General features: G+C 33.5%; 13 protein-coding genes. 7 read left to right on the forward strand and 6 right to left on the reverse strand.

Annotated features, from left to right (window positions below; translation table 11 throughout):
* Positions 1-191: 191 nt before the first annotated feature.
* Positions 192-740: a type 1 glutamine amidotransferase domain-containing protein gene (locus AR685_RS02555; RefSeq protein WP_047446402.1), complete on the reverse strand. Its 549-nt coding sequence runs from the start codon at positions 738-740 to the stop codon at positions 192-194.
* Between the two features lie 104 nt (positions 741-844).
* Positions 845-1,180, reverse strand: a complete 336-nt coding sequence (locus AR685_RS02560; protein ID WP_228376371.1) for a DUF1294 domain-containing protein — start codon at positions 1,178-1,180, stop codon at positions 845-847.
* 99 nt (positions 1,181-1,279) lie between these two features.
* Between AR685_RS02560 and AR685_RS02565 the strand changes: the two genes are divergently transcribed.
* From AR685_RS02565 to AR685_RS02585, 5 genes are all read left to right on the forward strand, one after another.
* Entirely contained in the window at positions 1,280-1,636 is a 357-nt protein-coding gene (locus AR685_RS02565) for a hypothetical protein (RefSeq protein WP_047446400.1), read from the forward strand.
* Between the two features lie 352 nt (positions 1,637-1,988).
* A complete protein-coding gene (locus AR685_RS02570) occupies positions 1,989-2,744 on the forward strand; it encodes a response regulator transcription factor (protein ID WP_047446398.1) in 756 nt (251 codons plus the stop codon).
* Positions 2,745-3,022: 278 nt separating this feature from the next.
* Complete coding sequence (locus tag AR685_RS02575; protein ID WP_059123617.1) at positions 3,023-3,469, forward strand: hypothetical protein; 447 nt, start codon at positions 3,023-3,025, stop codon at positions 3,467-3,469.
* 279 nt (positions 3,470-3,748) lie between these two features.
* The gene (locus AR685_RS02580; RefSeq protein WP_059123618.1) at positions 3,749-5,872 is read left to right on the forward strand and encodes a Tex family protein; all 2,124 of its coding nucleotides are present in this window, start codon (positions 3,749-3,751) and stop codon (positions 5,870-5,872) included.
* A gap of 48 nt (positions 5,873-5,920) precedes the next feature.
* Complete coding sequence (locus tag AR685_RS02585; RefSeq protein ID WP_059123619.1) at positions 5,921-6,487, forward strand: RDD family protein; 567 nt, start codon at positions 5,921-5,923, stop codon at positions 6,485-6,487.
* Between the two features lie 82 nt (positions 6,488-6,569).
* On the opposite strand, the gene AR685_RS02590 is transcribed toward AR685_RS02585, so the two are convergent.
* The 3 genes from AR685_RS02590 to AR685_RS02600 all read right to left on the reverse strand — a co-directional run bounded on the left by AR685_RS02590 (position 6,570) and on the right by AR685_RS02600 (position 8,985).
* The gene (locus AR685_RS02590; RefSeq protein WP_047446390.1) at positions 6,570-7,403 is read right to left on the reverse strand and encodes a GLPGLI family protein; all 834 of its coding nucleotides are present in this window, start codon (positions 7,401-7,403) and stop codon (positions 6,570-6,572) included.
* 5 nt (positions 7,404-7,408) lie between these two features.
* The gene (locus AR685_RS02595) at positions 7,409-8,557 is read right to left on the reverse strand and encodes a hypothetical protein (protein WP_059123621.1); all 1,149 of its coding nucleotides are present in this window, start codon (positions 8,555-8,557) and stop codon (positions 7,409-7,411) included.
* A gap of 251 nt (positions 8,558-8,808) precedes the next feature.
* Positions 8,809-8,985, reverse strand: coding sequence for a histone H1 (locus tag AR685_RS02600; RefSeq protein WP_047446385.1), 177 nt, complete (start codon positions 8,983-8,985; stop codon positions 8,809-8,811).
* 204 nt (positions 8,986-9,189) lie between these two features.
* Between AR685_RS02600 and AR685_RS02605 the strand changes: the two genes are divergently transcribed.
* Positions 9,190-9,660 (forward strand): GNAT family N-acetyltransferase, encoded by a 471-nt coding sequence (locus AR685_RS02605; protein WP_059123622.1) that lies wholly within the window; start codon positions 9,190-9,192, stop codon positions 9,658-9,660.
* A 114-nt stretch (positions 9,661-9,774) separates the two neighbouring features.
* Here the strand turns inward: AR685_RS02605 and AR685_RS02610 are convergent, their stop codons facing one another.
* Entirely contained in the window at positions 9,775-10,350 is a 576-nt protein-coding gene (locus tag AR685_RS02610; RefSeq protein ID WP_059123623.1) for a Crp/Fnr family transcriptional regulator, read from the reverse strand.
* A 127-nt stretch (positions 10,351-10,477) separates the two neighbouring features.
* Here AR685_RS02610 and AR685_RS02615 point away from each other — a divergent pair, with 127 nt between their 5' ends.
* Complete coding sequence (locus tag AR685_RS02615) at positions 10,478-11,104, forward strand: CatA-like O-acetyltransferase (RefSeq protein WP_059123624.1); 627 nt, start codon at positions 10,478-10,480, stop codon at positions 11,102-11,104.
* The last annotated feature ends 20 nt before the right edge of the window (positions 11,105-11,124 follow it).

The following is an 11,124-nucleotide window of genomic DNA, read 5'->3' on the forward strand; positions in this document are numbered from 1 at the left end:
TAATCAGGACTTTAAAAAAAGTTTGCCGATTTTGAAAATTATTTGTTTTTCTAAGACTCTACAGAATAAGAATAATTCCTTTAACCATTTGACACTTTACGGAAGATTTAAACAAAGTAGCTGAAAAATAAAATTAAAAAAGACTCAGATCAACAGATCTAAGCCTTTATCTATATTCATCTTCAATTTGATTACCTATTCTGATCTTCATTTTTACCTTCACTGATTTCTTCAACCAGTTTGGCATTGAAGGCTGGAAGATCTTTTGGAGTTCTGCTTGTCACCAAGCCGTTATCTACCACTACCTCAACATCTTCCCATGCCGCACCAGCATTTTTTAAATCCTGACTGATAGAATCTACTGACGTTACTTTTCTGCCTTCAATAACTTTGGCATTAATTAAAATCTGGGGACCGTGACAAATCGCCGCCACCGGTTTGTGTTGACTGAAAAAGTCTTTTACAAAGCTCAAAGCCTTTTCGTTGGTTCTCAGTTGATCGGGATTGATTACACCACCAGGCAAAACCAAAGCATCATAATCAGACGCAGAAACCTCATCTAAAGTTTTATCAACATTGTATTCCTTTCCCCAGTCTTTTTCTGCCCATGCTTTAATCGTTCCCGCTTCCGGACTGACGATATGAGCTGTCCAGCCATGTTGTTCTAAGTATTCTTTAGGAGATTTCAATTCGCTTTCTTCGAATCCGTGTGTTGACAAAATTGCAATTTTCTTTGACATAATATTTTGTTTTTTGGTGTTATGCCATTAACTAAGAAAATATAATGCCGTTGCATATAGTTGTGGTATATAAATAATGTTAAAATACAGAAGCTTTTGGTTCGTTAATTTTTGATTTTGACACTATCGAAAAAACTACTCCATTCTAAAGATTTATCGTCTAGCCTCTTCCCAAAGCTTCCAACATACCAATTCCAATATCCAGCCAAAACAAAAAGCTGCAACACAACAATTCCACCCCATTTGATTAAAAAACTCCCCTTCGACACTTTATGTCTGCAAATTATCATCGCCAAAAATGCTCCAATCGTTCCGCCAAAAAAAGTCAAGATCAATAGAAAGGACTCAGAAATTCTTCTCTTGTGCCTAATTGATTTCCATTTATCCACAGCGAAGGTCACGAACGTGATCAGATTGATCATTAAAAGTAGGTACAACATTACGGCAAATCTAAAACAAAAATAAATATCAGAAATATACAACATCCACCTACTGTCAATTGAAAAGTTTCTACATTTGTTATTCGCAAAAACCAATCAATGACAGTACAGGATTTAGTGGGCAACTACTCCATTCAAGGCAGTAATCAGGAGGAAACAGATCATATTTCCTATTATGGTATTCTCACTCTTTCTCTTGATGACAGTAACCGAATCATCGCCCAATGGATGATTGGCGACCACGAACAATACGGAACAGGATTTTTTAAAGATAACATTTTAGTGATCAATTTTCAATACGAAGGTGATGATCAGAAAATATATAAAGGAACTGCTGTTTATCGCTGTCTTTCTAAAGATATTCTGAATGGCTTCTGGTCAGAAAAGCATGGTAATCCGCTGTATTTGGGGAGTGAATACTGTGTAAGGATTATTACTGGTGAGTTTTTAAATTGATTGCTTTAGGTATTGCGAGCGAAGCTGCGCAATCTCATCAACAATAACAACCCTATCAAGGTTCATCAGCGCATTAAAAAAAGTAATTGCTAATGAAGCTGCGCAATCTCACCCTCTATCCAACATCCCGATACAAGTACGTAATCAATTGCAGAAAGAAGATACAAATATTTTTGAACAGAGGCAGTTTTAGACCATTTCCATATTGTCATTTTAATCTCAAAATAAAGAATCTGTTTTATTATTGAAATTATTTAAGGTAATCATTTAATGATTCTTAATAAAAAATTTGATTTTAACAGTTTTTTACGTTAATTTGTTTTAACAATTCTTTAACAGATACACCGTATATATGCTACCAGAAATACAAGGTCTTCACGATGTTTGGCTTACTAACCGCACAGTAAAAAATACGAAATCACATCAAATATCCTTTGATGATCTGACCAATTCAATTATAAGTACAGGACCTTTTTCATTTTATATAATTGATTTTTTTGACATGTCGCTGTCACATATAAGCTCTTCTTTATATGACATGCATGGATTCATACCCGAGACAATCACATTTGATGATGTTTTGGGTGCAATTCATCCAGACGATGTTGAATTTGTAATAAAAGCTGAAGCTTTTTTGACGAAATTTTTTTATGAAAATGTGGGCCGAGAAAAATTGTTAACATATAAAATAAGTTATTGCCATAGAGCCAGATTAGAAAACGGAGAATATGCATTGTTTAATCACCAGGCTTTGATGCTTACCATGGATGATAGTGGAGGCTATGGAAAATCATTAAACATTCATACTCGCATCGACCATTTAAGTAATTTTAATACGTATAAAATTTCACTTATAGGACTCAATGGTGAACCCTCATTTATGAATTTAAGCCTTGATGAAGAAAATCAGGATTTAAGAGAGTTTTCTAAAAGAGAAATTGATATCATCAAATTGCTGGCTAATGGCTTAAACAATAATGAAATTGCTGAAAAACTTTTCATAAGCCCATTAACCGTAAAAAAACACCGTACCAATATTTTGACAAAATCTGATTCGAAAAATACAGTTCAGCTCATAAAAAAATGTATTCTTCAAGGAATAATTTAGCCTTTCAAAAACCAAAAATACTCCAAAAGTGCTATTTTTTCAGATTGAAACTTATGCTAATTTTGATTAATGTAAAGAGACTACAACCAGCCTATGCCTTTAAATAAAAGACTTTTGTACTCTTAAAAAAATGATTGAAGAGGCTAAAGTTGAAGAAGAGAAATTTACAAACAACTTGAAAAATACGAAATCAACAACAAAACAAATGAGAAAAAAGATATATCAAAACTGATATCACTTCGAAGAAACAAATAGATAACAATAAAAACCAAAAAACTATGAAAACCTTTATTACTCTTTTATTCTCGCTAATGATGATAAGTTCAGTGAATGCTCAAAATAAGCAAGAAACTCTTAAATGGTTAAATAAACACAAGAAATACATTACTATGGTTAACCCAAGTGGTTATAGCAGTGAGAATTTCAAAGTGGAAATGACAGAAAGTTTCATTAGCGCGGTAAGCAAAATCGACGGAGAAAAATATGAGACTAAACTTTATTGGTCAGAAATAAAAAAAACAATGTTGGGTTTGATTGAAGGCGAAAATGGTTATGTCACACTAAATACGGAGAATGAGGAATTATTTGCTCCGTCAATTACTCTATATTTATCCAATTACAGCACAGAAATGCGAGAGAAATTAACACGAATGGCTAATCTGAGTGGTACAGACGTAATGATGCAAACATTAGATATTAGAGGAAAATCGTTATTCGGAAATTGAATAATGCTACGAAAAAACATTGGTCGTATTGTTTTATTTTACAAAGTTACCACACCCAATCAAATTCGTTCCTAAGTATATTTCATGTCAATCAGTTTTTTATATTTATAATAAGCAGAAAAAAATATCCATAATAAGTGACTACATATTGTGTTTGATATTTTTATTATACATTTGTATTAATAATTTTGAAAAGCAATTCACAATAAGGATTTTTCCTGTGTGAAAACATTTCAAGGGCGGGGCAACTCGCCTTTTTTCATGTAATACCTACAAGATATGACTTCAGTTACATTTATTCAACAACAACTCAATATCTCCGACAAAAGCATCAATGCTACCTTAAAATTACTTTCAGAAGACTGTACCATTCCGTTTATTTCCCGTTACAGAAAAGATGCGACTGGAAATCTGGATGAGATACAGATTGAACAAATCTCAAAACTCAATAAACAGTTTGAGGAAATTATAAAACGAAAAGAAAGCATCTTAAAATCAATTGATGAACAGAATGCTTTGACCACCGAGTTAAAACATAGAATTGACGAAAGTTTTGACCTTCAGGAACTGGAAGATCTTTATTTGCCGTTTAAAAAACGCCGGAAAACAAAAGCCGATACTGCTAAAGAAAAAGGTCTGGAACCATTGGCGAAAATCATTATGAGCCAGAAAGTGGATGACGTTCAGTATTTAGCTTCAAAATATTTCAATGATGAGGTTACATCGGAAGAAGAAGCATTACAGGGTGCAAGAGACATCATGGCAGAATGGATTAATGAAAATATGTATGTCCGCAAAAACTTACGCCGCCTATTCCAAAGAAAAGCAGTGATTACTTCTAAATTGGTTAAAGCAAAAAAAGACGAGGAAGGAGCTCAGAAATTCTCACAGTATTTCGAGTGGGAAGAAAGTCTGAACAGAGCCCCATCTCACCGTCTGTTGGCCATGCTGAGAGCTGAAGCTGAAGGTTTTGTGAAAACCAACATCCTGATTGATAAAGATGAAGCTGTTGATTTTATTGAAAATGCAATTATTAAAACCAAAAATGACAGTTCCCAACAGATTGCCTTAGCGATTAAAGATTCCTACAAAAGACTTCTTGAACCAGCGATTTCAAACGAAACTCTGCAGGAAGCCAAAGAAAAAGCAGATAAAAAAGCGATTGAAATCTTTTCGGAAAACCTGAGCCAGCTTCTGTTAGCTCCGCCACTAGGAGAAAAAAGAATTTTAGCCATTGATCCCGGTTATAAAAGCGGCTGTAAAGTTGTCTGCTTGGATGAAAAAGGTGATCTTCTACACAACGAGACCCTTTATCCACATGCTCCACAAAACGAGAGCGGAATGGCTATGAAGAAAATACGTTCGATGGTGAACGCCTATAATATTCAGGCAATCTCTATAGGAAACGGCACCGCAAGCCGTGAGACTGAATTTTTCATTAAAAAAATTGCATTTGACAAGCCTTTGCAGGTTTTTGTAGTGTCAGAAGCAGGTGCTTCGGTCTATTCTGCAAGTAAAATTGCAAGAGATGAATTTCCAAGTTATGATGTGACCGTACGTGGGGCCGTTTCTATCGGAAGAAGACTGGCCGATCCTTTGGCAGAACTGGTAAAGATTGATGCCAAATCAATCGGTGTCGGACAATACCAACATGATGTGGACCAAACTCAATTAAAGAATGAACTGGACTCGACAGTAATGAAATGCGTAAATTCTGTCGGAATTAATTTAAACACAGCAAGCAAATCACTGTTAAGTTATGTTTCCGGAATTGGTGAAAAAATGGCTGAAAATATCGTGAATTACCGTGCCGAAAACGGATCATTTGAAGACAGAAAACAACTTAAAAAAGTTCCCCGTCTTGGAGAAAAAGCCTATCAACAAGCTGCGGCTTTCGTAAGGATTAGCAATGCAAAGAATCCATTAGATAATTCTGCAGTACATCCCGAAGCTTACGGAATTATTGAAAAAATGGCAAAGGACTTAGGCATAAAAACCGACGAACTGATTGCCAATAAAGAAAAAATCGCATTGGTTCAACCTGAAAAATACATCAATGAAACCATTGGTATTTTAGGAATAAAAGATATTTTAAAAGAACTTGAAAAACCAGGTTTAGACCCGAGAAAAGCGGCTAAAGTTTTTGAATTTGACCCGAATGTAAAGAGCATTAAAAATTTAAATATCGGTATGATTCTTCCGGGAATCATCAACAATATTACTGCTTTCGGATGCTTTGTGGATTTGGGCATCAAAGAAAGCGGATTGGTTCACATCTCACAGTTGAAAGAAGGCTTCGTCTCTGACGTAAATGAAGTGGTAAAACTGCATCAGCACGTTCAGGTGAGAGTGACTGAAGTGGATGAAGCAAGGAAGAGGATTCAGCTGAGTATGATTTTGTAATTTAAAGTTTTTAAGCAAATATTTTTTGTATTTTTAAATAATAACTTAGTGGCTACAACATTGAAGATCTCTGAATTAAAAGTTAAAAAAATCATTCGTAGACCGACCCGCCAATTTGATTTGTCGGGAATGAGAATTTATAATGAGTTTGAATATGATTTACCATATAATGCAAGTTTCAGAAATAATGAGAGGCAGCGAATTTTTGCAAAAATTATTGATCTGCTTCCTTTCTTTTTAGTTTTCTTTTTTATTTTTCATCAACCTGGATTCTACTCTATACTATATTCCATCCTATCCGTAATCATATTCGGAACGCTGACAGAGAATAATTGGGGAACAACATTAGGAAAAAAAACATTTAAAATAAAAGTCATTGATGATAGAGGAAATTATCCGGCAATTCTCAAATCTCTCTGCAGAAATCTTTTATGCTTAGCCGCTTTTAAGCTTTTAGTAAACGATTACATTCCTCCATTAAATGAAGTCTTAAAAATAGAGCATAAAGAAGCTAACTTTACGATTCATATGAACAACAAAGTATGCAGAACCTACATTGTAAAAGAAAGTCAGCTGATTCAAATCAAAAAACTCTTAACACAAAAAGTAGCCTAAAATAGGCTACTTTTCTTTTTGGTTATCTTTCTTTTTTCATCTTTAGATAATTTTCACTAAAAATCACTTTATGTAATAGAATTTACAAGGAGTATTTTATTGCCTTATCCAGCTCAATCGGGTTGTTATACTTTCTGATTGATTCTCTCAACCTTTCATTAACTTCACGCGTGTTGCTTTGGTTTACTTTGGTACCGTCATTCAGGTAAAATTCTTCATTTGATTTTGTCCCGCCACCGTTATTTCTCAAGGCATTGATAGGAGAATCGTAATACTTAAGTTTTGTTGTTCTGTATTTATCCTGATCAACAGCTACACTCTGAGACATAAAATAAGAAATATACTGATTAACATATGGTTTTTCTAGTTTCTGAGTTTTCACCAACTCAAATCTGTAATTATTTTTATCATCATACAACTCCACTATCAGTCCCGGAAGTCCATGAAATTTGTACGGCCCTTCCTGAAAAGGAATGTCGGCAGTGAACCAGGCAATCCAGTTTCTCCCGCCCCATCTTGCTGTTGCTTTTTGTAAGTTTAAATCTTTTACTTTCTTTTTTTCGTCAGTGAGTTTCCAGTTTTGATTGTTTTCTGAAGAAAGTTTAAGAACAATATTATCAAGAATATCATAATCATCATAAATTTCTTTACCAGATTGATGTACAATAATGCTTGAGGTATTAAATTTTGAATCTTTCGGAATCGTAAGGTTGTTCACAACCAAAGAATCTCCTACAAAGAAGTCGCGGGGATAATATTTTATTTCTTTTATATCGATATCCAGATGATAATTTTCTTTGGTGGTGATATTCTGTATAGAATCTTTTTTGTATTCCACATCATAAATGAAGCGGTGCGCCTGTGCTCGTAGGGCAAAAGAACTTAGAATACATGCTGATAAAAGTAGATTTTTCATATAAATTATTTTTGATTGATAAATTCCTGCTCTTCTTTTGAAAGTAAAATAGTACTCTCTTTATCTTCTTTAACAGGAATGTTTTCCCAAATGTTTTTAGTGAAATCTACTTTGGATATCAATCCTTTTTTGTCAGATTTTGCAAACGTATTGTAAATAATTTCTGTGCTGAATTTCCTCTCATCTTTTTTACCATCATGTATGATAAAAAATTGTTCTCCCGAAGTCTTCTTCAGTGCCTGAATATATTTCCCTTCTTTCTTGTAAAAATCGAACGTCACATTTGCATTGCCCAGCTGGTATTCAAATTCTTTACCGTCCGTATTTACTTTTTTATAGACCGGATAGCCACCCTGCATATAATTAAGATTATACAATGTGATTACTTTATCTTTTTTATCATAAGTGATTTCCCCTTCGATCTCAATACCGTTCTCTGATTTTATCTTAATCCCAATCAACTGTAGATCAACATCTTCAGACAATAATCTTCCAACATTTTTTGAATTCTTCATTCTCATATTCAAGAGCATTCTGTAGATTTCATAGCTGAAAAAATAATTCCCTATCTCGTCATGACTAACATCTTTTGTTTTGATGTTAAAAATGCTCTCAGACTCATTCTTCTTATAGAATTTTACGTTGTTAAGTTGCATCTGTAACATTTCATCATAATCTTTTCTGTAGCCATATTTGAAATTGTATGCATTGCTTTTGCTCCAAAGTTTGGCTTCTGCAATGACCATAAAAAAAAGCTTATCATTGTTAAAACCCTTAGATTTAAAGGTAACGTCATACAGGGAAGGTTCGTCGTAATATCTTTTGTGATAATTTTTATAAAGGTCTTCAAACAGATTTTTAATATCAATATCAATGATTTTCACTTCTTCAATATCTTTCACATAGGGTTTCAGTCTCACCACATTTTGAAAAGTGTTGAGTTTCTCTTTATGAAAACCAGACGCCGAAACTTCAAAATCCTTAGAATTCCCATCTAATGGCGCAAAACCATCTTCATTTGTGTACATCAACTGATCTGATAAAACAATTCTTGCATTGGCAATGGGTTGGCTGTTTTCAGCGTCGACAATCTGTATTTTTTGTGAATAAAGGAATGTTGAAAAAATGAGAAATAGGATAGAAATTCGTTTCATATAGATTTGGTTATCACAGTTATTTGATAACGCAAATATATATTTCAGCAAGCATACAATTCAATAGAAAATGAATTAATTAATAGTATTTAACTTTATCAGGATAAAATTTGGGAATTTCGGTTATAATCTTACAATATTTTAACAGAAATAAATGAATAGAATTTGAACGGAAATGCAGCTTAGGTACTGAAAAACCCACTGCAAAAGAGCATAAAAAAGCCGGCTAAAGAAAGCCGGCTGAGTCTGTATTATTTTTTAGATTCTTCTACAGAAACTTTTCTGAATTCTTTGAACAATTTGCTCAATTCTAAAGCTGATTTACGAGCTCTTGTACCCGCTGCTTTGTTTCCTTTTTCTGATTGTTGGTTTGCTTCAGTTGCAAATGCCTCGAATTCTGCGTTGATTTTTTCAATAAGTTCTTTCATGTCTATAAAAATTTAGGGTGCAAATATATGTTTTCAGATGCATCCAGCCTAACATTGACGAAAAAATTTAATGTTAAACGTGAATTATTTAACTTACATCTTAAAAAACAGTCTATTCTTTTACAAAAAGTCATTGACGAGTGGCTAATCGCTGATTTAAACTTAAATTTGATATATCTAAAAATATTGTAAGCAATATCTACCATGAAATATCTTTTAACAGATCTTGAAACCGACAGACTTGGATTTAGAAAACTGGAATCTCCAGATTTTGAAGCCTGGATCGAATTATTTAAAGATCAAGAAACAGTACAATTTTTGGGAATGTCTGAATTTTCATCTCCAGAAGAATGCTGTAAAAAATGGTTTGTATGGACCTTTCACCGATATGAAAATGATTTAGGCGGGCAAAATGCATTGATTTGTAAAGCAACCAATCAGCTAGTGGGCAAGTGTGGACTTCTGGTAAGAAAGATTGAAGGACAGTGCGAGCTGGAAATTGCATATTCTATACTTCCCAATTTTAGAAATCAAGGATTTGCTTATGAAAGTGCTAATCGATGTAAAATTTTTGCTTTTGAAAATAATTTCCATCATCGATTGATCTCAATGATTTTCCCTGAAAATATCAGTTCAAAAAAAACGGTGTCAAAAAACGGAATGACTCACGCCTGACAATAATTTATAATCAGAAGAAAATGGAACTATTTGAAATTACAAAAAAAGAATTTGCTATTTTTCTGAAGAATTCATAAAACATTTTTTCCTTAATTTTCTTTAGATAAAATACTATTCATCTTTATTCAGTAAACTTTTTAAGCTTCGGTTTAAGCTTCTCACAGAAACTCCGAGATAGGCTGCCATGTTTTCTTTTGAAATTTTTAGGTCTTGTTCAGATTGAAGTTCTAATAGTCTGTTTAGACTTTCCTCAACCGTGTAAAGCTGCTGGTATGAGGCGCGCGATGAAGTATTGGATATGCGTTCTGCAAAAACATTCAACAAAAACCCATTGAAAACAATATCTTCTTTTAAAAGTTTTCTGAAATAAGGAATTGAGATGGAATAAACTTTTACCGCTGTCAGTGCTTCAATCGTGCATAATGCTTTTACTTCACGAATGCTTTCTAACTCTCCTATAATCTCTCCACTGCCGGAAAATTCAAGAATATATTCTTTTCCGTTTTTCTCAGTAAGACTGCATTTTACAATGCCTTCTCTCAAAAGTATTACCTTACTTACCTCTTCACCTTGAGATACCAGCAGCTCTCCCCTCTCAAAAGATTTTACAATAATATCTTCTTTGCGGCTTTGCTTCTCATAAAGATCGCTTACATAAGCCAAAAATGACTGATTGGTTCTTAACATTGCTTGCCAGGGACAAATGTCCTTTTTATTGTTTTGAGTATTTAAGAATTTTGCTGCTGTAAAACATGCAAATATAGAAAAACAATCAATTTTATTTTTTTCGAAATAACAATAATAAATAATAAAAATGAAGACGTTAATATCAATCGACGATTGGGATCGTAAAGAGCAATACCTTTTTTTCTCTCAGTTTGAAGAGCCTTTTTTCGGAACAACGGTGAGCATAGATTGTACAAAAGCCTACCAATCTGCCAAGGAAAAAAATCATTCTTTTTTCCTGTACTATCTTTACAGAGCCATAAAAGCAGCCAACGAAATTGAAAACTTCAGATATCGAATTTTTGAAGACAAACCATTTCTATATGATGTTATTCATGCATCAGCGACTATCAATCGACCGAATAACACTTTTGGCTTTTCTTACATCGATTTTGATTCTGATGAGTCTGTTTTTCAAACCATAGCCAAAAACGAAATTGAAAGGGTTAAATTATCAAACACATTACTTCCGGCAAAAGGAGGAGATAATGTTATTCATTTCTCTGCCGTTCCTTGGTTAAACTTCACTTCGATTTCACACGCAAGAAAATTTTCTATTTCTGACAGTTGTCCAAAAATCTCATTTGGAAAAATGATGGATACAAATGGGATTAAAACAATGAATGTCTCTATCCATGGACATCACGCTTTAATGGATGGCTATCATGTCGGGCTTTTTACCGAAAAGTTTCAAATGTTGATGGATGAAAATTAGTTAAAAATATAATAGATTCA

Origin of the sequence: Chryseobacterium sp. JAH, assembly GCF_001507335.1 — a bacterium.
In the GTDB taxonomy this organism is placed as follows: Bacteria; Bacteroidota; Bacteroidia; order Flavobacteriales; family Weeksellaceae; genus Chryseobacterium.

What these genes read in the sequence shown, in the direction of transcription:
- AR685_RS02615 (WP_059123624.1), top strand. Translation starts at nt 10,478, where the DNA reads ATGAAGACGTTAATATCAATCGACGATTGGGATCGTAAAGAGCAATAC.
- AR685_RS02600 (WP_047446385.1), bottom strand. Translation starts at nt 8,985, where the DNA reads ATGAAAGAACTTATTGAAAAAATCAACGCAGAATTCGAGGCATTTGCA.
- AR685_RS02610 (WP_059123623.1), bottom strand. Translation starts at nt 10,350, where the DNA reads ATGTTAAGAACCAATCAGTCATTTTTGGCTTATGTAAGCGATCTTTAT.
- AR685_RS02570 (WP_047446398.1), top strand. Translation starts at nt 1,989, where the DNA reads ATGCTACCAGAAATACAAGGTCTTCACGATGTTTGGCTTACTAACCGC.
- AR685_RS02595 (WP_059123621.1), bottom strand. Translation starts at nt 8,557, where the DNA reads ATGAAACGAATTTCTATCCTATTTCTCATTTTTTCAACATTCCTTTAT.
- AR685_RS02560 (WP_228376371.1), bottom strand. Translation starts at nt 1,180, where the DNA reads ATGTTGTACCTACTTTTAATGATCAATCTGATCACGTTCGTGACCTTC.
- AR685_RS02580 (WP_059123618.1), top strand. Translation starts at nt 3,749, where the DNA reads ATGACTTCAGTTACATTTATTCAACAACAACTCAATATCTCCGACAAA.
- AR685_RS02565 (WP_047446400.1), top strand. Translation starts at nt 1,280, where the DNA reads ATGACAGTACAGGATTTAGTGGGCAACTACTCCATTCAAGGCAGTAAT.
- AR685_RS02555 (WP_047446402.1), bottom strand. Translation starts at nt 740, where the DNA reads ATGTCAAAGAAAATTGCAATTTTGTCAACACACGGATTCGAAGAAAGC.
- AR685_RS02575 (WP_059123617.1), top strand. Translation starts at nt 3,023, where the DNA reads ATGAAAACCTTTATTACTCTTTTATTCTCGCTAATGATGATAAGTTCA.
- AR685_RS02590 (WP_047446390.1), bottom strand. Translation starts at nt 7,403, where the DNA reads ATGAAAAATCTACTTTTATCAGCATGTATTCTAAGTTCTTTTGCCCTA.
- AR685_RS02605 (WP_059123622.1), top strand. Translation starts at nt 9,190, where the DNA reads ATGAAATATCTTTTAACAGATCTTGAAACCGACAGACTTGGATTTAGA.